This is a genomic window from Frigoribacterium sp. R86507 (assembly GCF_044597695.1).
Taxonomy (GTDB): domain Bacteria; phylum Actinomycetota; class Actinomycetes; order Actinomycetales; family Microbacteriaceae; genus Frigoribacterium.
Genome location: NZ_CP139002.1, coordinates 34,639 through 55,702 on the forward strand (window position 1 = coordinate 34,639; position 21,064 = coordinate 55,702).

Annotated in this window: 20 protein-coding genes; 6 read left to right on the forward strand and 14 right to left on the reverse strand. The window is 72.0% G+C overall.

Features of this window, described 5'->3' with window-relative positions; translation table 11 throughout:
- Positions 1 to 5: 5 nt before the first annotated feature.
- The 3 genes from SJY14_RS00150 to SJY14_RS00160 are packed head-to-tail and all read right to left on the reverse strand — an operon-like array spanning position 6 to position 3,235.
- Entirely contained in the window at positions 6 to 2,393 is a 2,388-nt protein-coding gene (locus SJY14_RS00150; protein WP_396599424.1) for a hypothetical protein, read from the reverse strand.
- On the reverse strand, positions 2,390 to 2,941 hold the full coding sequence (pyrE, locus tag SJY14_RS00155; protein ID WP_071257159.1) for an orotate phosphoribosyltransferase: 552 nt from the start codon (positions 2,939 to 2,941) through the stop codon (positions 2,390 to 2,392). The genes SJY14_RS00150 and pyrE overlap by 4 nt, the downstream gene beginning before the upstream one ends.
- Before the next feature lie 48 nt (positions 2,942 to 2,989).
- A complete protein-coding gene (locus SJY14_RS00160; RefSeq protein ID WP_071257161.1) occupies positions 2,990 to 3,235 on the reverse strand; it encodes a hypothetical protein in 246 nt (81 codons plus the stop codon).
- Positions 3,236 to 3,342: 107 nt separating this feature from the next.
- Here SJY14_RS00160 and SJY14_RS00165 point away from each other — a divergent pair, with 107 nt between their 5' ends.
- Positions 3,343 to 4,179: an exodeoxyribonuclease III gene (locus SJY14_RS00165; protein ID WP_071257163.1), complete on the forward strand. Its 837-nt coding sequence runs from the start codon at positions 3,343 to 3,345 to the stop codon at positions 4,177 to 4,179.
- A gap of 46 nt (positions 4,180 to 4,225) precedes the next feature.
- Here SJY14_RS00165 and SJY14_RS00170 read toward each other — a convergent pair whose 3' ends face one another.
- Positions 4,226 to 5,146, reverse strand: coding sequence for an AEC family transporter (locus SJY14_RS00170; RefSeq protein WP_071257165.1), 921 nt, complete (start codon positions 5,144 to 5,146; stop codon positions 4,226 to 4,228).
- Positions 5,147 to 5,205: 59 nt separating this feature from the next.
- On the reverse strand, positions 5,206 to 5,658 hold the full coding sequence (locus SJY14_RS00175; protein WP_071257166.1) for a hypothetical protein: 453 nt from the start codon (positions 5,656 to 5,658) through the stop codon (positions 5,206 to 5,208).
- A 205-nt stretch (positions 5,659 to 5,863) separates the two neighbouring features.
- Between SJY14_RS00175 and SJY14_RS00180 the strand changes: the two genes are divergently transcribed.
- Positions 5,864 to 6,919 carry a low specificity L-threonine aldolase gene (locus tag SJY14_RS00180; protein ID WP_071257168.1) on the forward strand — a complete coding sequence of 352 codons (1,056 nt, stop codon included), beginning with the start codon at positions 5,864 to 5,866 and terminating at the stop codon, positions 6,917 to 6,919.
- 105 nt (positions 6,920 to 7,024) lie between these two features.
- Here the strand turns inward: SJY14_RS00180 and SJY14_RS00185 are convergent, their stop codons facing one another.
- The 9 genes from SJY14_RS00185 to SJY14_RS00225 form a co-directional block, all read right to left on the reverse strand.
- A complete protein-coding gene (locus SJY14_RS00185; RefSeq protein WP_071257170.1) occupies positions 7,025 to 7,648 on the reverse strand; it encodes a phosphoribosylanthranilate isomerase in 624 nt (207 codons plus the stop codon).
- Between the two features lie 41 nt (positions 7,649 to 7,689).
- Positions 7,690 to 8,682 carry an NAD(P)-dependent oxidoreductase gene (locus tag SJY14_RS00190; RefSeq protein ID WP_071257172.1) on the reverse strand — a complete coding sequence of 331 codons (993 nt, stop codon included), beginning with the start codon at positions 8,680 to 8,682 and terminating at the stop codon, positions 7,690 to 7,692.
- 65 nt (positions 8,683 to 8,747) lie between these two features.
- Positions 8,748 to 10,019 (reverse strand): nucleotide sugar dehydrogenase, encoded by a 1,272-nt coding sequence (locus SJY14_RS00195; RefSeq protein WP_071257174.1) that lies wholly within the window; start codon positions 10,017 to 10,019, stop codon positions 8,748 to 8,750.
- Between the two features lie 87 nt (positions 10,020 to 10,106).
- Positions 10,107 to 11,234, reverse strand: coding sequence for a DegT/DnrJ/EryC1/StrS family aminotransferase (locus SJY14_RS00200; RefSeq protein WP_396599425.1), 1,128 nt, complete (start codon positions 11,232 to 11,234; stop codon positions 10,107 to 10,109).
- Positions 11,235 to 11,283: 49 nt separating this feature from the next.
- Positions 11,284 to 12,642, reverse strand: a complete 1,359-nt coding sequence (locus SJY14_RS00205) for a lipopolysaccharide biosynthesis protein (protein WP_071257177.1) — start codon at positions 12,640 to 12,642, stop codon at positions 11,284 to 11,286.
- Entirely contained in the window at positions 12,639 to 13,976 is a 1,338-nt protein-coding gene (locus SJY14_RS00210) for a nucleotide sugar dehydrogenase (RefSeq protein ID WP_396599426.1), read from the reverse strand. Before SJY14_RS00210 ends, SJY14_RS00205 begins: the two co-directional genes overlap by 4 nt.
- A 44-nt stretch (positions 13,977 to 14,020) precedes the next feature.
- Complete coding sequence (locus SJY14_RS00215) at positions 14,021 to 15,055, reverse strand: Gfo/Idh/MocA family protein (RefSeq protein WP_071257181.1); 1,035 nt, start codon at positions 15,053 to 15,055, stop codon at positions 14,021 to 14,023.
- The gene (locus tag SJY14_RS00220) at positions 15,052 to 16,146 is read right to left on the reverse strand and encodes a DegT/DnrJ/EryC1/StrS aminotransferase family protein (protein WP_071257183.1); all 1,095 of its coding nucleotides are present in this window, start codon (positions 16,144 to 16,146) and stop codon (positions 15,052 to 15,054) included. Before SJY14_RS00220 ends, SJY14_RS00215 begins: the two co-directional genes overlap by 4 nt.
- 2 nt (positions 16,147 to 16,148) lie before the next feature.
- Complete coding sequence (locus SJY14_RS00225) at positions 16,149 to 16,790, reverse strand: acyltransferase (protein ID WP_071257198.1); 642 nt, start codon at positions 16,788 to 16,790, stop codon at positions 16,149 to 16,151.
- Between the two features lie 131 nt (positions 16,791 to 16,921).
- On the opposite strand from SJY14_RS00225, the gene SJY14_RS00230 reads away from it, so the two are divergent.
- The 4 genes from SJY14_RS00230 to SJY14_RS00245 are packed head-to-tail and all read left to right on the forward strand — an operon-like array spanning position 16,922 to position 21,055.
- On the forward strand, positions 16,922 to 17,656 hold the full coding sequence (locus SJY14_RS00230; RefSeq protein ID WP_396599427.1) for a sugar transferase: 735 nt from the start codon (positions 16,922 to 16,924) through the stop codon (positions 17,654 to 17,656).
- The gene (locus SJY14_RS00235) at positions 17,653 to 18,291 is read left to right on the forward strand and encodes a NeuD/PglB/VioB family sugar acetyltransferase (RefSeq protein ID WP_255364314.1); all 639 of its coding nucleotides are present in this window, start codon (positions 17,653 to 17,655) and stop codon (positions 18,289 to 18,291) included. The genes SJY14_RS00230 and SJY14_RS00235 overlap by 4 nt, the downstream gene beginning before the upstream one ends.
- Positions 18,288 to 19,601: a glycosyltransferase family 4 protein gene (locus tag SJY14_RS00240; protein WP_071257185.1), complete on the forward strand. Its 1,314-nt coding sequence runs from the start codon at positions 18,288 to 18,290 to the stop codon at positions 19,599 to 19,601. Before SJY14_RS00235 ends, SJY14_RS00240 begins: the two co-directional genes overlap by 4 nt.
- A complete protein-coding gene (locus tag SJY14_RS00245; RefSeq protein ID WP_396599428.1) occupies positions 19,598 to 21,055 on the forward strand; it encodes a hypothetical protein in 1,458 nt (485 codons plus the stop codon). The genes SJY14_RS00240 and SJY14_RS00245 overlap by 4 nt, the downstream gene beginning before the upstream one ends.
- The last annotated feature ends 9 nt before the right edge of the window (positions 21,056 to 21,064 follow it).

The following is a 21,064-nucleotide window of genomic DNA, read 5'->3' on the forward strand; positions in this document are numbered from 1 at the left end:
AACGTTCAGCCCGCGACCGCGACGAGGCTGGTCGTCAGGGGTTCGCCGCTGCTTCGGTTGACGAAGCACGAGTACGTTCGGTCACCCGCCGCCCACGCGTCGGCGTCGGCGGGGAAGCTCGCGAGCAGCTGCACGTCGGGGTAGGCGGCCGCGGCCTGCCGGTCGAGGGCGTCCGCTCCCGTGCAGAGCAGGTTCATCTGGCTCTGCAACACGTCGGCGCCGGGGTAGGCGGCGGTCGCGTCGCCGTCGAGGGTACCGACCCGGGTCAACTGGGCCACGTGCGGCTGACCGCAGTCGGCGACGTCGTAGTCCTGCTGCCAGGCCGAATCGAACGTCGAGAAGCACTCGCCACCCTGCAGATCGGCGTACGAGTGGACCCCGGGCGCCAGCGGACCGGCGGGGGCGACCTCGGCGACCGGCTCGACCGGGGCCGCGGTCACCGTGCGGGCCGCCGTCGGGGACGTGGCCGCCGCCGGGTCGGACGCCAGGTCGTCCGTGGATGCGAACAGTGACCGCGCGATGAAGAACAGGGCCACGAGCAGCAGCACGATCACGAGCGCGGCCCCGACGGCGGCCAGCACCTTGTGCCCACGCACCCAGTCGGCGATGCCCGGCCCGCGCGGCGACCCCGCGGGCGCCGGCTCGACGGGACGGGTCTGCGGCACGAACACGCCCGCCGTGCCGGCACCGCCCCGAGGGCGCTCGCCGACGGGGCCGGCGGCTGCCCTCGACCCGGAGCCGGGCGTCTCGGACCCTGCGACGGTCGCCGAGAGGCCTGGCAGCACCGCGGTGGCGTCGGTGGCCGCGCTGGTGTCATCGTCGGGGTCGGCGTCGGCGTCGGTGTCGGTGTCGAGAGCGGACCGAGGAGGCGCGAAGAGCGCGGTCGCGGTCGTCACCTCGTCGTCGTCGTCGATGCCCTCGTCGTCGACGTCCTGGTCGGCGTCGTCCACCACGCCCGCACGTGCGGGCTCGGCGCCCGGGTCGACGTCGGTGACGACCTCGGGCACCGCCCCCGACTCGGACAGCGACCAGGCGGCCGGTGCGGGTGTCACGGGGGCGGCGTGCTGCGGCTGGGGATCGTCGCTGCCCGCGGGTGCGGACGACACGACGCCGAGGATCTCGGTGAAGGTGGGCTCACGGTCGGCGTCGGTCGAGGGGTCGGTCTCGGGCTCGCCGCCGGGCCTCGACACGGACGGCGTGCCGACCACCGGAGCCGACGCGGCCCCGGCACCGGCACCGGCCCCGGCCGGCCCCGCAGGGGCCGCACCGTTCGCAGCGGCAGCGGCAGCGGCCGCGGCCGCCTCGGCCAGACGGCGCTCGCGTCGGGTCATCTCGTGGTGCTCCTCGACCCACCAGGGCGCCTCGGCACCCGGTTCGGTCGTGACGCCGGAGGTCGCCGATGCCTGCTCCGGGGCGTGAAGTCCGGGTTCGGGCTCCGGGTCGGGCCCGGCTTCCGACTGAGGTGCGATCTCGGACTCAGGTCGCGGCTCGACCTGCGATTCCGGCTCGACCTGCGATTCCGGCTCGACCTGCGATTCCGGCTCGACCTGCGATTCCGGCTCGACCTGCGATTCCGGCTCGACCTGCGATTCCGGCTCGACCTGCGATTCCGGCTCGATCTCGGGCTGCTCTTCCGGCTCGACGACGGCTGTGAGCTCGACGTCCGCCGTGGGCTCGGGCTCGGGCTCGGGCTCGGGCTCGGGCTCGGGCTCGGGCTCGGGCTCGGGCTCGGGCAGAGCGTCCCAGTCGAAGGTACGGGGTGCGGCCGCATCCGAGCGCGGCGCCGAGATGAGGGCAGTGAACGGACCGGGTTCGCCGTCAGGCCGAGGTTCCACCACCTCGGCCGAGTCCTCGTCGCGGTCCGACGCGTCTTCGGCGACGGGCGGCCGGTCCTCGGAGTCCGGCAGGTCGGGCGTGGGCACGGACGAGGGCGGCCGGACAGCACCCTTCAGGGCGGAGAGGTCGAGGGCCTGGGGGTGCTCGGATGTCCTGGGCGGGAGCGTTCCGGCCGCGGGCTCGGGAACCACGAACGGCAGCGAGGTCGGAGCGGGTCCGGGCTCGGGCTCGGCCTGGGGCTCCGGCTTCGGCTCCGGCTCGGCCTCTCGGTCACGGTCCCGGTCGCCGAGCACGTCCATGGCCTGGGTGGCCTGCAGATCGAGAGCCCGGGTGGCAGCGTCGGGAGCCGGGGAGGCCGGGGCGGGAGGGGCGCCGTCGACGCGACCCGCGCCTCCTGCACCGTCGTCGCCCGGGGCGTCGTCGACCTCGTCGGAGGCGTCGTCGGTGTCGCCTGCGACGGCGGGCTCGTCGCCGAACTGGGACGCCAGCCAGTCGCTGGCATCGGCCTGCTCGGGGCCGGGCTCGCCCTCGTCGTCGCGCCGCCGGTCGTCGGTCACGGGGTCAACCCGAGGTCTTCCAGCCCGATGGCGGCGTAGTAGGGGTAGCCCGCCGCCTCGATCACCTCGCGCGCTCCGGTGCTGCGGTCGACGACGACGGCGACGGCGGCGATCTCGGCCCCGACGGCTTCGAGGGCCTTCGCGGCCGCGAGGGGCGACCCGCCGGTGGTCGAGGTGTCTTCGAGGACGATCACACGCTTGCCTGCGAGGTCGGGCCCCTCGACCTGCTTGCCCCGGCCATGATCTTTCGGCTCTTTGCGGACGACGAACGCGTCGTAGTCCTTGCCCATCGCGACGCCCTGGTGCAGCACCGCCGCGGCGATCGGATCGGCGCCCATGGTCAGCCCTCCGACGGCGAACACGTCGGGCACCTCGGCGATCAGGTCGACCATGACCCGGCCGATCAGGGGCGCGACGCGGTGGTCGAGGCTGACCTTGCGCAGGTCGATGTAGTACGTCGCCTTCTTGCCGCTGGTCAGGGTGAAGTCACCATGGAAGACGGCCTCGGAGCCGATGAAGTCGATGAGCTGCGTGCGTGCGTCGGTCACGGTGACCCATGGTAGAGCAGGCGGGCGGGGAGCGGCGGGGCGAGCGGGTCACCGCCGCCGACGCTCGGCCTCGTCGAGCGATCGCGCGGTCAGCCGATGCAGCTCGGCCCAGGTGCCGGGCGGGGCGAAGAAGTCCTCGTACCGCACGACCGCCGAGAGTGCGAGTCGGACCAGGCGCGCGTCGACCGACGTCGGCCGTCGCGGCGGGTAGGGCTCGATGCGAGCGGGGGTGACCCCGCGCGCGCGTTCGTACCGGCTACTCCGGCCCGGCCCGCCTCGTCCCTCATGCGACATGTGTATTTTCTAGCGCCTTCGTTGCCCGATGGGAAGTGTTTCAATGCCCTTTGGGCAACGAAGTGACCCTCGGGCCGTGGCGATGCCGGGCCGGTACCGTGGTCCACATGCGCGTCGCGACCTACAACGTCAACTCCGTCCGAGCCCGCGTCGGCCGGGTCGTCGACTGGCTCGTCCGAGAAGACATCGACGTCGCGGGGCTGCAAGAGATCAAGTGCAAGCCCGAGCAGTTCCCCTACGACGCCTTCCGCGAGGCCGGTTACGAGGTCGAGCTGCACGGCCTCAGCCAGTGGAACGGGGTGGCCTTCGTCAGCCGACTCCCGATGGAGGACGTCGAGATCACCTTCCCCACGCAACCGGGGTTCGCGAAGGGGCACGAAGGGCCGGACCAGCCCAAGGAGGCGCGCGCGATCGGCGTCACGGTCGAAGGCGTGCGGCTGTGGAGCCTCTACGTTCCGAACGGGCGCGAGCTGGGCGATCCGCACTACGACTACAAGCTCGACTGGCTCTCCAAGCTCGCCGCCGAGACCGAGACGTGGCTCGCCGAACGCCCCGACCAGCCGCTGGCCCTGATGGGCGACTGGAACGTCGCCCCGTTCGACACCGATGTCTGGGACATGTCGGTCTTCGAGGGTCACACCCACGTCAGCCAGCCCGAACGCGACGCCTTCTTCCGCTTCGAGGAGATCGGCCTGACCGACGTGGTCCGCTCCCGCCGCCCCGAGGGCTATACCTACTGGGACTACAAGCAACTGCGCTTCCCCAAGAACGAGGGCATGCGCATCGACTTCATCCTGGGGTCGACGGCGTTCGACGACCTCGTCACGTCCGCCGCCATCCACCGCGACGAGCGCAAGGGCGACGCCCCGAGCGACCACGTGCCGGTCGTCGTCGACCTCGATCTCGAGACCGAGCTCGACGACGATCGTCCGATGATCTTCTGACGCCGCAGACGGCTCGCCCGGCCACCTCGACACCAGGAGGGGCGGGTCAGGCGAGCAACGCCGCGACCAGGACCAGCACGGGAACCGACAAGATGGTCGTCGCCAACACGGTGTCGCGCGCCACGACCACCCCGGTCTGGTACCGCTGGGCGTAGTTGAAGACGTTCTGGGCCGACGGCAGACCCGCGAGCACGACCGCGACGAACAGCTCGTCACGATCGAAGTCGAAGACGAACGCCCCGAGCAGCCACGCCGTGACCGGCATCACGACGAGCTTCAAGACGACGGCGACGAGGATGTCGGCACGGCCCTGGCCGGCCTGGAACGGCTTCGAGCCGTACAGGGACATGCCGAAGGAGAGCAGCACGACGGGCACCGCCGCACCGCCCACCAACTCGAAGGGCTCGCGGACGGCCTGAGGGATCTCGAGACCGGTGACCGCGACGAGCACGCCGAGTGCGGACCCGATCAGCAGGGGGTTCGTGAACGGGCGGGCGATCGTACGACCGATGCTGCTGCCGCGGTTCGTGACCGTGTCCATCACGGCGAGCACGATCGGGGTGAGGACGAGCAGCTGATAGAGCAGGACCGGCGCGACGAACGTGGCGCTGCCCAGGACGTAGGTGGCCACCGGCAGGCCGATGTTGTTCGCGTTGACGTAGGCGCCGCCCATCGTGCCGATCGCCGTCTCGGCCGCACTGCGTCGGAGCACGAACTTCAGCACGACGACCGAGAGGACGGCGGCCACGAGCGAGGCGATGGCCGAGACGACCAACAGGCGCGAGAACAACACGTGGACGTCGGCCTGCGAGATGGTGGAGAACAACAGGCAGGGCGTCAGGACGAAGAAGACCAGGCGCGAGAGCACCCGGTGGCCGGACTCCCCCAGCAGGTCGATGCGACCGACGACGTAACCGGTCACGATGATCACACCGATGATCGCGAACCCGATCAGCACTCCACCCATGGGTCCATCCTGTCGCACCCCCGGGTCGTGCCCGCCGAGACGGGCAGGTCAGGCGGCGATCACGCCTCGTTCCGGGGCGCGCCGATGCGCTCGACGAGGTGAGCCGCCTCGTCCACGGCCTGAGCGTCCACTCCCCACGTGATCGCACCCGCCTCGCACGCGGCGACGGCGAACGCCTCGCCGAGCGGCAGCCCGCTCGCTCGCGAGAGGTCGTCGGCGAACCGCGCGGCCAGCTGCTGGACCGGGCGCTCCGAGGAGAGGACGACGAGAGCCCCGCGCCGCAGACCGCCGGCGAGACCGGCCACCGCCCGATCGAGCTGCACCTCGGTCGAGGTGGCGTCGTCGACGGCCACCACGGCCCAGTCGAAGCCCACGACGTCGTCGAGCGGGACGACGACGTCCGAGGAGAGGACGAGGACCTCGGCGTCGAGCGCCGCGGCGCGGTCGGCGACCGGACGGACCACCGGATACGAACCGGCCAGGACGAGCTTGGGGGCGTGGGCGAACAACATGACGGGCCTCTCGGGGTTTGAGGAACGCCCGGCGGGTCGGACCGGACGCGACATCGAGTCGACGATGTATCACATACAATCTTACGTATGATATTCACATTGCACAAGAGGTCGCGGCCGCACCACGGGTCGAACAGGCCCTCGACGAACCCCTCCCCCGCGCCTCCCGACGTGTCGACATGCGCCGGTCGGGCAGAATCATCGGGTGACGCGCCTCCACGATCCCTCGGTCCACTCGTTCGCCAGCGACAACTACGCGGGAGCCCACCCCGAGGTGCTGCAGGCGATCGTCGACGCGAACGGCGGGCACGTCGGCTCGTACGGGGCCGACCCCTACACGGCGCGGCTGTCCGAGGTGATCGTCGAGACGTTCGGCGAGGGGGCCGCGATCGACCCCGTGCTGACCGGGACGGGTGCGAACGTCGCGGCGCTGCAGGCGCTCACGCCGCGATGGGCCGCCGTCGTCTGCGCGACGACCGCGCACGTCTACACCGACGAGGGCGGGGCGCCCGAGCGCCTCGGCGGCCTCAAACTGCTGACGGTGCCGACTCCCGACGGCAAGCTGACGCCCGAACTGATCGACCGACAGGCTTACGGCTGGGGTGACCAGCAGCGCCCGCAGCCCCTGGCGGTCACGATCACGCAGAGCACCGAGCTCGGCACGGTCTACACACCCGACGAGATCCGGGCCGTCACCGACCACGCGCACTCGCTCGGCATGCGCGTCCACCTCGACGGCGCGCGTCTGGCGAACGCGGCGGCCTCGCTCGGGGTGCCGCTCCGCGCGATCACGCGCGACGCGGGCGTCGACTCGGTGTCGTTCGGCGGCACGAAGAACGGCCTGGTGCTCGGCGAGTCGGTCGTGACCTTCTCCGAGGAGGCGCGGGCCGGCCTGGTCTACCTGCGCAAGATGGACGCCCAGCTGGCCTCGAAGATGCGCTTCGTCTCGGCGCAGTTCCTGGCGATGCTCGACGGCGACCTCTGGCTGCGGTCGGCCACCCGGGCCAACGCGATGGCCGCGCGCCTCGCGGACGGGCTGGCCACGCTGCCGGGAGTGACCGTGACACAGCGCGTCGACGCCAACGCGGTCTTCGTCGTCCTGCCCCGGGACGTCGTCGAGCCCCTGCGCGAGGCCCACCACTTCTACGACTGGAACCGGGCCACGGGCGAGGTGCGCCTCATGTGCTCGTTCGACACGACCGAAGAACACGTCGACCGCCTCGTCGGGGATGCCAGAGACCTGATCGGCACCGCGCGGTAGTCGAGACGTGGCTCGGCCCGCACCGGGCTCGTTGGTTCCTTGCAGGCCGGGTGTGCGCTCGGCGGCGTCCGGTGGGGTCCGGTGGGGGTCCGTTGGGTCCGGACGTCAGGCCCGGGCGGCCGCCACGAACGCGCGGATCAGCTCGACGCTCTTCACCCCGCGCGACGACTCGACGCCCGAGCTGACGTCGACGCCGACGGCGCCGTGCGGACGCCACCCGGCGAGCAGGCCGGAGACGTTGTCGGGCGCCAGCCCTCCGGCGAGCAACCAGTCGCGGCCGGGAGGCGCGGCGAGCAGGGAGCCGGCGTCGAAGGTGGCCCCGGCACCGGGGGCGACCGCGTCGAGCAGCAGGGCGTCCTCGCGGAAGGCGACCCGCGCCTCCTCGGGTTCGGCCGCGTAGGCGGCGGCGCTGACGGCGCGGATCACCCGGAAGCCCGCCTCGTGGACCGCGGCGACGTCGGCGGGCGTCTCGTCGCCGTGCAACTGCACGGTCGACACCGAGGAGGCGCGGGCCAGCTCGAGCACCGTCGCGATGCTCTGGCCACGGAACACGCCGACCGTCTCGACGTCCGCCGGCACCCGGGCTGCCAGCTCGCGCGCCGTCACGGGGTCGATCGTGCGGGGACTGCCCGCCGCGAACACGAATCCCACGGCGTCGGCCCCTGCCTCGACGGCGGCGGCGACCGTCTCGGGCGTGGACAGGCCGCAGATCTTCACCCAGGTGCGCATGGGTCCAGTCTGCCGCGCCGGGACGCCGCACGGCGCAGCTCTCACCCGGCGACGAGCGCCTCGGCTCGGTCGTCGCGCTCGACGGCCCGTGCGGCCGCGACGCACCGCGCCACGCCTTCGAGCACGCCGACCCGGGGGTGGTAGCCGAGCACGCGCCGGGCCCGGTCACAGCTGGCCACCCGGTTCTCGACCTCGATCTCGCGGGGTCGACCGAGATCGGTCGGGGCGGTCGAGACGACCGGACTGGACGAGTCGGCGAGGTCGACGACCGTGCTGGCGAGCGCGCCGATGGTCCACGTCTCGTGACCCGACAGGTTGAAGAGACGCTCGTCGCCCTGGTGCACGGCCGCCCGGAGCAGACCGTCGACGAAGTCGTCCACGTAGGTGAAGGTGCGGAGCTGGTCACCCGAACCGACCACGGTGACCTCGTCGCCGCGGAGGGCTTGCTCGACGAACCGCGTGACGACGAAGTCGGTGCGCTGGCCGGGCCCGTACACGTTGAAGGGCCTGACCACGACGCCGTCGAGCCGCCCGGCCTCGGTCTCGGCCACGACGAGCTCTTCGGCTTCGCGCTTGGCGCACCCGTAGGCCGACAGGGGGGACAGGGGCGAGGTCTCGACGAGGGGGAACGACGCCGATTGCCCGTAGACCTCGGAGGACGACACGTAGACGAAACGGACTCCGCCGAGGCCCTCGACGAGGTCGACGAAGCGGGAGGTCATGCCGAGGATGGTCGACCGGGTGGCCTCGGGGTCCGCCGACGCGGCGACGACCCCGACGACCGAGGCGAGGTGGACGACCATGTCGGGACGCAGGGAACTCAGCTGGTCGGCCGTCAGCGCCGCGGCGTCGCCTTGGACGTGTTCGTAGCCCGGCCCGGTGTGGCCCTGGCGGACGTCGATGCCGACGACGGTGGCACCGGCGTCGAGGAGGCGCGGCACGAGGGCCGAGCCGATGAACCCGGCTGCGCCGGTGACGAGGACGCGCAGTCCTCGATAGGGGGAAGCGGAGGAGGAGGTGAAGGAGTCGATCACGAGCGTGCTTTCTGCTGAGGGGAGGAAGGAAGGGGTGACGAGGCCGAAGGACCGGTCACGGCGGGTCAGAGGACCACGCGGGTCGGCTCGTCCACGACGTTGCGGGTGTCGAGGACCAGGCGACCGCGGAGCGCACCGAGGTCGACGTCGGTGTGCCGCGTGAGCACCACGGAGACGTCGGCGGACGCCGCGGTCTCGTCGTCGAGCTCGGAGCGGACGACACCCGCCGGCCAGTCGCGGTCGGAGACATGGGGGTCGACCGCCGTGACCGACGCCCCTCGAGCGGCGAGCAGACGGGCGATGTGGACTGCTGGCGCCTCTCGGACGTCGCCGCTGTCGGCCTTGTACGACAGACCGACCAGCAGCACGTTCGCCCCTCGGACGGCCTTGGACTCGTCGTTCAACAGAGCCTCGAGGCGCCGCACGACGTATTCGGGCATGCCCTCGTTCACCTCGTTCGCCAGCTCGACGAAACGCAGGGATCGGCCGAGCTTGCGTCGGACCTCCCACGAGAGGTAGCTCGGGTCGACCGGCAGGCAGTGGCCCCCGACGCCGGGGCCCGGCATGAACTTCATGAAACCGAACGGCTTCGTGCCGGCCGCGTCGAGCGCCTGCCAGATGTTGATACCGAGGTCGTGCGCGGCGATGGCCAGTTCGTTGACCAGGGCGATGTTGACGTGACGGAACGTGTTCTCGATAAGTTTCGCCAGCTCGGCCTCTCGAGTGCCCGGGACCGGGACCGTCACGTCGACGAGCGCGTCGTAGAGCTTGGTGACCTCGGCGAGCGAGGCGTCGTCGATGCCCGAGACGATCTTCGGCGTCGTCCGGAACGACCACTCGGAATTGCCGGGATCGATGCGCTCGGGGCTGAACCCGACGTGGAAGTCGCGGCCCGCCGACAGCCCGCTGACGGCCTCGAGGATCGGGACGAGCACCTCGGCGGTGGTTCCCGGGGACGTGGTGGACTCGAGCACGACCGTCGCCCCGGGGCGCAGGACCGCGCCGAGCGTGCGAGCGGCCGACTCGATGTAGCTGAGGTCGGGCAGGGTCTCACGGAGCGGGGTCGGCACGCTGATGATCGCGTGGTCGAAGCGGTCGACGCCGTCGAGCGACGACCGCGGTGCGTAGCGGCCCGAGTCGAGGGCCGCGGTGACCTGGGCATCGGGGACGTCCTCGACGAACGAGATGCCGGCGGCGAGGGCGTCGACGCGAGACCGGTCGACGTCGAGCCCGACGACGTCGAAGCCGGCGTCGACGGCCCTCATGGCGAGCGGGAGGCCGACGTAGCCCTGGCCGACGACGATCAGCAGGGGGGAGGGATGCGAGACAGGGGACATGACGGCCTTTCGTGGTGCAGGTATCGGGGGTCGCGACGGGGTGGGCGCGGTGGGGTGATCGAGCGGGGCTATCGGGCGGGGCCCGGGTCAGGATTGACGGTCGAGTGCTGCCGAGAGCAGCTCGAGCACCCGGTCGACGTCGAGGTCGCTCAGCACCGATCCGCTCGGCACGGTGAGCCCGTGTTCGAAGAGGCGGTCGGCGACACCGGTCACCGTGGATCCGGCCGACGCGAACACGGGCTGTCGGTGCATGGGCTTCCACAGTCGACGGGTCTCGACGGACCGGGCGGCGAGTGCCTCGCCGACCCGGGCGACCGATGTCGGATCGTCGAACATCAGCGACGTGAGCCAGACGTTGTCGTCAGCGTCGATGCCGTCATGCAGCAGTCGGACGCCCTCGTACGACCAGACGAGTTCGCGGTATCGCTCACGGATCACGCGCCGTCGGGCGATCATGCCGTCGAGGCGCTCGAGCTGGGCCCGGCCGAGAGCGGCGAGCACGTTGCTGAGTCGGTAGTTGTAGCCGATCTCGGCGTGCTCGTAGTGAGCGACGGGCAGGCGCGCCTGGCTGGCGACACGCCTGGCCTCGGTGGCGAGCTCGACGTCGTCGGTGAGCAGCATGCCACCGCCGGACGTCGTCATGATCTTGTTGCCGTTGAAGGACACGGCCGAGGCCTGGCCGAAGGAGCCTGCGGCTCGACCGCCACGGGTCGCACCGAGCGACTCGGCGCTGTCGCACAGCACGGGGACCCCGTGCCGCTCGGCCACGCCTTCGATGCGGGACAGGTCGGCGACCTGGCCGTAGATGTCGACTGGCATGACGGCCGAGACGCGTCTGCCCTGACGAGCCAAGGCGCTCAAGGTCTCGTCGAGCAGCTGGGGGCACATGTTGCCCGTGCTCTCGACGGAATCGACGAAGAATGGCTGGGCCCCGGCGTGGACGACGGCATTGGCCGTCGCCGCGAAGGTGAAGGTCGAGGTGACGACGACGGAGCCCGGGCCGACGCCGAGACCTCGCAGACCCAGGTGGAGCGCAGCGGTACCGGACGAGACGGCGACACCGGCGGCGACACCGACCCGGGCGGCGATCTCTCGTTCGAAGGCGTCGACCTCGGGACCCAGCGGTGCGACCCAGCCGGACCGCAGGGCGGCGTCGACGGCGTCGCGCTCGCGTTCTCCCACATCGGGGGCGGAGAGGTGGATCTGCGTGGTCATGTCACTCCCTGGCTCGTGTTCGTACTGACATATTACACATGATGCACGCTCAGGTAAATATCGAAAGACGATCGGCCTGCCGCACCGCGTGCAGCACGAGTCCCAGCAGGGCCCCGTAACTCAGCACGGAGGCGACCGACCACGCGACGACCGACTCGAGGACACCGGCGCCGGTGACACCCGTGCCGACGACGGCCACCGTCGTGGCCACGAGCCGGGCGACGTCCCACGCGAGCTGCGTGGCCTGACGTTCGAGCATGGGAAGCACGCGGGACAACGGTGACGCGATCATCTGGGCGACGAGGGCCGGGACCACGGCGACGGCGGTCGTGGCGGACTCGCCCCAGCCGTCGCCGAAGAGCACCGGGAACGCAGGAGGCGCGAGGACGACGCAGAGGACTCCCCCGGTCGCGGCCACCCCGGCGAGCGGGACGAGGAGGCGCACGACCGACGGCGAGAGCCCCCCGCGTCGGGCGCGTGCGAGCGCGCCGATCTGCCCTTCGACCTGCAGCCCGACGGCGTCGGCCACCATGCCGACGGGAGCACCGAGCACGCGCATCGTCAACGCGAGGGCGCCGATCGCCGGAGCACCGTGCAGGGAGGCCAACAGGACGAGAGGGGCCTGCTGGCCGGCGACGTTGACCAGGCTCGACCAGGTCGTGACGAGCGGGAAGCGGCGGTAGCGCACGCCGACGGAGCGGACGATCAGCAGGCGCCGCGACAGGGAGGCGCCTCGAACCACCGCGCGTCGACTCGGCCGGGGACGTCGACGCCGAGACGTGGACCGCTCCCGTCGGCCGGGGAACGAGCCGACGAGGGACGCGGAGCGACCCGCTGCCACGCCCAGCACGAGGCCGAGCGGCCCACCGAGGGGCGCGAGGGCGAGGTTGCAGGCGATCTGCCCGAGGCCCTGCCATGCCGTGCGGCGGGCGAGGGCCCGGTAGTCACGGCAGCGGGCCAACCAACTCGTGACGACCCGTTGGAGGGCGACGACCACGATGGTGACGGGGCAGACCCACCAGAAGTCGGCCAGCACCGGAGCACCGGTCAGGCGGGCGAGGGCGGGCCCCCAACACCACGCGGCGACCGCCGCCGCCAGGCCGACGACCAGGACGCCGCCGAGCGCCAGGGCGACGAGCGCGCGGGCCGACGTCTCGCCCCGGGGCACGACGACGGCCCGGTCGTAGCCGAGCGGTGCGACGGCACCCACCATCGCGGAGACGGCGGTGACCACGGCGAGCGCTCCGAGATCGGCCGGGCCGTAGAGGCGCGTGATGAGGGGCGAGGCGGCGAGGACGACTCCCTGCCCGACGAGGCTGCCCCCGAGGACCGTCAGCGCCGGACGGGACGAGATGCCGCGTACCCCGGCGAGGAGGCGACGGATCGACGACCGGCCGGCGTCGATCACGTGCCCGCGGGGACGGCAGGCCCGCGGGTGGAACGTGCCAGGGCCGCTCCGTCTCCGATCGCGGTGACCACGGCCGAAGGCCAGGCGGCCGGGTCGAGGATGCGTCGGCCGTCGACGACGGTTCGCACGCCAGGCACGTCACCCTCGCCCCAGAGACGGTAGTCCTCGTGGTCGGCCTGCACCACGACGGCGTCGGCGGGTTCGCCCTGGTGGTGGGCCGTGAACCCGAGCCGGGCCAGGTCGTCGTCCGGATAGAGCGGGTCGTGCACGACCACCGTCGCCCCGGCCCGTTCGAGAGCAGCGACGGTCGCGAAGACGCCGGAGAAGGCCGTCTCGCGCACACCGCCGCGGTAGGCGGCTCCGAGCACGGCGACCGTCTGACCCGAGAGGTCACCGTGCACCCGCCCCAGCAGGTCGACGGCGTGGTCGGGCATCGCGGCGTTGCGGGCCCGCGCCGCTCGCACGGTGGTGGCGTCGGGGTCGTTCCAGAGATAGAGCCGGGGGTAGACGGGGATGCAGTGCCCGCCGACCGCGATGCCCGGCTGGTGGATGTGGCTGAACGGCTGCGAGTTGCAGGCCTCGACGACCTGCGCCACGTCGATGCCGACGGTCTCGGCGTAGCGGGCGAACTCGTTCGCCAACCCGATGTTGACGTCGCGGTAGGTGGTCTCGGCGAGTTTCGCCATCTCGGCCGCCTCGGCGGACCCGAGGTCCCAGACACCGTTCGGGCGGGCGAGGTCGTCACGCCGGTCGAACTGCAACACGGAATCGTAGAAGTCGATCGCGCGACGAGCACCCTCGGACGAGAGCCCCCCGACGAGCTTGGGGTAGCGACGCAGGTCGGAGAAGACCCGACCGGTGAGCACCCGCTCGGGCGAGAACGCGACGTGGAAGTCGACGCCCTCGCGCAGCCCGCTGCCCGCCTCGAGGCGAGGGGCCCACCGCGTGCGGGTGGTCCCCACGGGGAGGGTCGTCTCGTACGCGACCAGGGTGCCCTCGGTCAGCACGGCGGCGAGGGAGTCGGTGGCGGCGTCCATCCAGCCGAAGTCGGGCCGGGCGTCGTCGTCGACGAAGAGGGGCACGACGACCACGACCACGTCGCTGCCGGGAACGGCGTCGGCGTAGTCGACGGTCGCCCGCAGACGTCCGGTGGGCACGAGCTCGGCGAGCCGGCGCGCCAGGTCGTGCTCGCCCGGGAAGGGCTCGACGCCGGCGCCGACCAGCTCGACGACGCGAGGCGAGACGTCGACGCCGACGACGGTGTGCCCCGACGATGCGTACTGCACCGCGAGGGGGAGGCCAATCTTGCCGAGGCCGATGACGGTGATCTTCATGGAGTTGCTCTTTCGGGTGGAGGGTCGGTCGTGCGGGAGGCGCATCAGGCGGGGACGACGGAGGCGGGGGCAGGGTCCCGGGCCAGGTCGACGGGCCGGCCGGTCGTGGCGGACTCGATGGCGGCCTCGGCCACGCGCAAGGTGGCGAGCCCCTCACGGAGGGTGACGACCCGCGACGGGCCATCGCCCCGCACGGCGTCGCGGAACGCCTCGTGCTCGACGAGCAGGGGCTCTCTCTTGTCGAGGGCATAGCGGACCATGGAGCCCTCGGACACCCCGCGGAAGGCCGCGACGGCGTCCCATGACGTGTCGACCGTGCCGTTCTCGTAGAAGGTGAGATCGGCCGTGAGGGTGTCGGCGACGAACGTGCCTCGCGAACCGGTCACGACCGTGAGTCGCTCCTTGAACGGCGAGAGCCAGTTCACGAGATGGCTGGTGACGGTGCCGTCCTCGAGACGGCCGGAGAACGCCACGAGGTCTTCGTGCGGCCTGCCGCTCTTGTGCGCCACCTGACCGAAGACGCTGCGGAAGCCGCTCTGGACGAGCCAGGCGGTGAGGTCGATGTCGTGGGTGGCCAGGTCTTTGACGACGCCGACGTCGGCGATGCGGGCCGGGAAGGGCCCCTGACGTCGCGTCGCGATCTGGTGCACCTCGCCGACGTCGCCCGCCTCGAGCCGGGCCCGCAACGACTGCAGCGCCGGGTTGTAGCGCTCGATGTGGCCGACGGCCCCGACGAGCCCTCTGCTCTCGAACGCCTCGACGAGCCGCCGCCCGGCGGCCCCGTCGTGAGCCACGGGCTTCTCGACGAGAGCGTGGACGCCCGCCTCGGCCAGCCGGAGGCCGATCGCCTCGTGGTACGCGGTCGGCACGGCGACGACCACGGCGTCGACGCCCAACCGCAGCAACCCGTCGACGTCGTCGACCAGAGGCAGCCCGCCGGCGACTCCGTGCGGGTCGCCGCACGCGTCGGCCACGCCGACCAGCTCGACGCCGTCGACGGCCCGGAGCACCCGCGCGTGGTGCCGCCCCATCATCCCGAGGCCGATCAGCCCGGTACGGACGGGGAACCGGGCGCTCATCGGCCGGCCCCGGCGACGAGTTCGACGCCCTGCACGATGCGATCGAGCTCGGCGTCCGTCACGGACGGGTGGACGGGCAGGGACAGGGCCTCGCGCGCCGCGCGTTCCGTCTCGGGCAGGTGGGCCTCGGACCGGAAGGGCGCGAGCCGGTGGACGGGAGTGGGGTAGTAGACACCCGTGCCGATGCCGTGCTCGCGTTCGAGCGCCCGGGCGAAACCGTCCCGGTCGTCGGGCGCACGGACCGTGTACTGGTGCCAGACGTGGGTCGCCTCGTCGGCCACGGTCGGCGTGACCACCGACTCGATGCCCGACGAGAGTCGGGCGGCGGCGACGCGGCGACGCTCGGTCCAGGCGGCGAGCTTGCGCAGCTGCACACGACCGATGGCGGCGTGCAGGTCGGTCATGCGGACGTTGAAACCGACGACCTCGTTCTCGTAGCGGCGTTCCATACCCTGGTTGCGCAGCAGGCGCAGCAGGCGCTCGACGTCCCGCTCGCCGACCGAGACCATGCCGCCCTCGCCCGAGGTCATGTTCTTGGTCGGGTACAGGCTGAAGGCTCCGGCGGCACCGAACGTGCCGACGCGACGTCCGGCCCACGTGGCCCCGTGTGCCTGCGCGGCGTCCTCGAACACCAGCAGGTCGTGTTCGGCGGCGAGTCGCCCGATGCCGGTCATGTCGGCCGGGTGACCGTACAGGTGCACCGGCATGACGGCCCGGGTCTTCGGGGTGAGAGCGGCTCGGACCGACTCGACGTCGAGGCAGAAGTGCCGGGGCTCGATGTCGGCGAAGACGGGCGTCGCCCCCACCAGCGCGACGGCGTTGGCGGTCGCGGCGAAGGTGAAGGACGGCACGACGACCTCGTCGCCGGGCCCGATGCCCGCGGCGAGCAGACCGAGGTGCAGAGCGGTCGTCCCGGAGTTGACCGCGACGGCGGGACGACCGTCGAGCAGCTCGGCCGAGAACTCACGCTCGAAGCCGGCGACCTCGGGACCCTGCGCCAGCATGCCGCTGGCCATGACGGCGTCGACGGCCGCCCGTTCGTCGTCGCCGATCAGCGGACGGGCCGCCGGGATGGGGAGGGGTGTCGCCATGGTCATCGTTCCTCTCGGAGGGCGTCGTTCTCGACGCGGTAGCGGGTGCCCGTCACCGGGCAGACGAGGGCATCCCCGTCGGGGACGAGCGAGACCCCGGCGCGACCGACCCAGCCGATCCGGCGGGCGGGGACGCCGGCGACGAGCGCGTGGTCGGGGACGTCTCGGGTCACGACCGCACCGGCGGCGACCATCGCCCACCGGCCGATCGACACGGGAGCGACGCACACGGAACGCGCGCCGAGCGAGGCGCCGTCGCCCACGCGCACGCCCACCGGAGTCCAGTCGAAGGGTTCTTTGAGTCGCCCGTCGGGGGTGACGGCCCGTGGAGCGCGGTCGTTCGTGAGCACGACGGCCGGCCCCACGAAGACGCCGTCGCCGAGGACGGCGGGTTCGTAGAGGAGCGCGTCGTTCTGGATCTTGCACCGGTCGCCCACGACCACGCCGGAACCGACGTAGACGCCACGGCCGATGACGCAATCACTGCCGACACGGGCCCCTTCGCGGATCTGGGCCAACCCCCAGACACGCGTCGAGGGATCGATCCGGGCCTCGGGCGCGACGTCGGCCGATGCGGCGACACGGACGGGACTCGATCCCGTCTCGGCGAGCGCCGGAGGCGCGGGGGGCGGTGTCGGGTTCATGGCTTCCTCCATCTATGGTCGGAAAGTAGAATACGACATGTCGTCAGAAAATACCAGAGCGAAATGACACTAGCCAGACGGCCGGGCCTCGCCTAAACTGACATTTCACACATCTTTGGACAGGAGAAACCGTGTCACGACCCGAACACGACCGAGGCAGCAGCCGACGGGCGGTCTACGAGACGACCAAGCGCGCGCTCGACGTGCTCTGCGCCTCCTCGGCCCTCGTCCTCCTGGCGCCGCTGATGCTCGTGGTGGGGTCGAGCGTGGCGGTCTTCCTCGGGCGGCCGGTGCTCTTCCGTCAGATGCGGCCCGGGCGCCACGGCGAGCCGTTCGCTCTCGTCAAATTCCGGTCGATGCGCGACGTCGACGCGGCCGAGGGGCTGCTCAGCGACGCCGACCGCCTCACCCGTTTCGGTCGTCTGCTGCGGTCCACCAGCCTCGACGAACTGCCGAGTCTCGTCGCGGTGGTCCGAGGCGACCTCAGCCTCGTCGGCCCACGTCCCCTCTTGATGCAGTACCTCCCCCTGTACAGCGAACACCAGCACCGCCGGCACGAGGTCCGGCCCGGCCTGACGGGACTCGCGCAGGTGAGCGGGCGCAACCTCCTCGACTGGGACGAGCGCTTCGATCTCGACGTGCGGTACGTGGACGAGCGAGGGCTCCTGCTCGACCTGCGCATCCTGGCGCAGACGATCGGGTGCGTGCTCCGCCGGACCGGAGTCAGTGCCGCCGGCGAGGCGACCTGCGCGCCCTTCCGGGGATCGGCGCGCTTCGAGCTCGAGGGGCCCGCCGTCGTCCCGACGACCGGCGTCTCGACGACCACCGTCTCGACGACCACCGTCGAGATCGAGGTCGCGGCGTGAGCGGGGCAGGTGCCGCCGGCGGTCTGGTCGTGATCGGCGCGGGCGGCATGGGCCGCGAGGTCCTCGACGTCGCCCGTGCCCTCGGTCGGCCCGTGGCCGGAGTCGTCGACGACGGCCCGTCCTCCGCCGACCGGCACCGCCTGTCCCGGACGGGCACGGCGTATCTCGGCAGCATCGACGAGTGGCTCGCCGGCGGCGCGCACGAGCCCTGGGTCATCGGGCTCGGCGACCCCGGTGTGAGGAGCCGGGTCGTGGCACGTGTCGCGGCGGCCGCGGGCCACCCCACGACGCTCGTGCACCCGACGGCGACCCTCGGCTCCCAGGTGCTCCTGGGTGACGGCACCGCGATCTGCGCGGGAGTACGGGTCTCGACGAACGTCCGTGTCGGCCGTCACGGGCTGCTCCTCGCGAACGCCGCCGTGGGGCACGACAGCCGACTCGGCGACGTCGTCAGCGTCAACCCCGGCGCGGTCGTCTCGGGGGCCGTCACCATCGGCGGGGGCAGCCTCGTCGGAGCCGGTGCCACCGTGCTCCAGGGGCTGCACGTCGGAGAACGCTGCGTCGTGGGCGCCTCCGCCTGCGTCGTCCGCGACGTCGCGGCCGACACCGTGGTCCGTGGGGTCCCGGCTCGATGAGCGAGCCGCGGGTCGTCTGGTTCGTCAACCACTACGCCACCAACCAGCATCGCGACGGCCGCAGCGGTCGGCACGAACAGTTCGCCCGACGACTGCCCGACACCGGCTGGCGTGCCGTCGTCATCTCGGCGAGCACGGATCATCCCAGCGGCCGCCAGACGATGCGTCGGGGCCGTCTCCGAGAACGCTTCGTCGACGACCGACACGACTTCGTCTGGCTCCGAGGGGTGTCGTACGCCCGCGTCCGGCTGCTGCGCGTCGCGGACGTCCTGCTCTTCACCGCACTGCTGCTCGTTCCCGGCATGCTGAACGGCCTGCCGCGCCCCGACGTCGTCGTGGGCGGTTCCGTCCACCCACCGGCCGCCTGGGCCGCCTCGCTGATCGCCAGACGCCTCCGCGTCCCCTTCGTGTACGAACCCCGGGACCTCTGGCCCGAGACCCTCGTCCAATTCGGCTCGATCGGTCGACGGTCACCGATCGCCCTGGTGCTCGCGGCCGTCGAACGGCACTGCGTCCGCCGAGCCGTCGTCGTCGTGTCGCCCCTCGAGGGTGCCGGCCGGTACTTCTCGGCACGAGGGCTGCACGCGCCGTTCGCCTGGGTTCCCAACGGGGTGTCGCGCCAGCTGGTCGACGACATCGAGGACGATCGCGACACGGTCGGCACGACGGTCGACGACACGGACACCGGCACCGGCACCGGCCACACCTTCGAGATCGCCTACCTGGGCTCGATGGGCACCGCCAACAGCCTCGTCCCGGTGGTCGACGCGTTCTGCCTCGCGTCCGACCGTCTCGCCGGTCGACCTCTCGTGCTGCGGCTCGTGGGCACGGGCCCCGACCGCCGCCGACTCGAAGAGCGGGCGGCCGCCAGCGGCCACGCCTCGCGCATCGTCTTCGAGGGGCACCTCCCCCAGAGCGAAGCCCGAGCCGTCGGTCGCCGGGCCGATGCCCTGATCGCCAACCTGCGCCCGCTCGACCTCTACCGGCACGGCACGTCGTTGAACAAGTTCTTCGAGTACCTCCTGCTCGCCAAGCCGGTCGTGCTGGGCGCCTCGGTGCCGCGCGACCCGGTCACCGACTCCGGTGCCGGCGTGCGGGTGCCGGGCGACGACGTACCGGCCCTGGCCGACGCCATCTGTCGCGTGGCCACCATGAGCGCGCCCGAACGCCTCGAGCACGGCGCCCGCGGCCGCCGTCACGTGTTGGCGCACTACGACTACGACGTCCTCGTCGTCCGACTCGCCGCGGCACTCGACCAGGCGCTCTCGATCCCGACGGCGCCCTCGCGCCGGCCGGGGGCCGGTCGATGAGCAGCGGCACCACGGCGACGGTCGCCCGCGGCCTGCGCGGGTCGGCGCTCTCCGGAGCATCCGCCGCGCTGCTGCGCCACGCCGTCGGCGTCTCGGTCGGCACGATGGTCTACGCGCTGTCGTTGCACTGGGTCTACGCGAACCTCATCACCGTTCCGTTCGCCTACGCCGGCTTCACGTACCGCGAGGCGAGCCCGCAGGCGACCATGGCCACGATCGCGGTCGCGTGCGCCGTCGCGATCACGCTGCCTGCCCGGCCGCAGCGCGTGTCCCACGTCATGCTCTGGGTGCTCTTCGTCGTCGGCGTCGCTCCGGCCCTGCTGATGGTGGCGTACACCGGCTATCTCAAGGCCGACGAGGCGGTGCTGGCCAGCGCAACCGTGGGTGTGGCGTTCGGCGTCGCGACCGTCGGCACGCGCCTCCTGGACGGGCGCGGACGATCGGCAGCCGTCGCCGGACACGAGTCGCTCGCCGGTGGGCCACTCGACCTCGGCCCCTTCGCCCCCGCACCCGGCTCGGATCCCGGCCGACGCCTCCCACCCAGTACCGCCCTCTGGGTGGTCTGCGGACTGCACTCCGCTCTGACGTACGGCGTGATGGCCGCGACCACCGGGCTCTCGCTCCGTTTCGTGGCGCTCGACGACGTCTACGACGTCCGCGCCTTCTACAAAGAAGAGGTGCAGGGCGACAACGGCCTCTTGGGCTACCTGCTGAGCGGCCAGGCGAACGTCGTCAACACCGTGCTGATGGCCCGGGGCCTCAGCCGACGCAACGTGCCGTTGATCGCCGTGGGCGTGATCGGGCAGCTGCTGCTGTACTCGGGCACCGGTTTCAAGACGATCCTGTTCTCGTTCCCCGCCGTCGTGTTCATCGCCCTGGCCACCCGGGTCGCACGAGGGCGGGCCCTCGCACCCGGCGTCGGCTACCTCGCGGGCCCGGTCGTCCTGATGGTGCTGGCGGCCGGCGCCGACGAACTCCAGGGCGGTCTCCTCTGGACGTCCTTGTTCGCCCGCAGGTTCCTCATCACGCCCGGGGTGCTGACGAGCGTCTACGTCGAGTTCTTCGGCGAGAATCCCCCGGCCATGCTCGGCCAGTCGGTCCTGCGATGGTGGGTCGACTACCCCTACGACCGGTCCATCCCCATGGAGGTCGGGCAGTACCTGCAGCCCGGGGGCGCCCTGGCGGCGAACGCGAACCTGTTCGCGGACGGGTTCGCCAACTTCGGTCATCTCGGGGTCCTGGGCACCGGCGCCGTCCTCCTGGCGTTCCTGCGCTTCGTCGACTGGTCGGCTCGAGGACTGCCTCTGACCGTCGGGGCCATGGTCATGATGATGCCGAGCATCACCCTGTCGAACACGTCGCTGCCGACGGCCATGCTCTCGCACGGCCTGGCGCTCGGCACCCTCGTGCTCGCCGTGGCTCCGCGGACGGGATGGGAGCCACCGTCACGCTAGAGTGCTTTC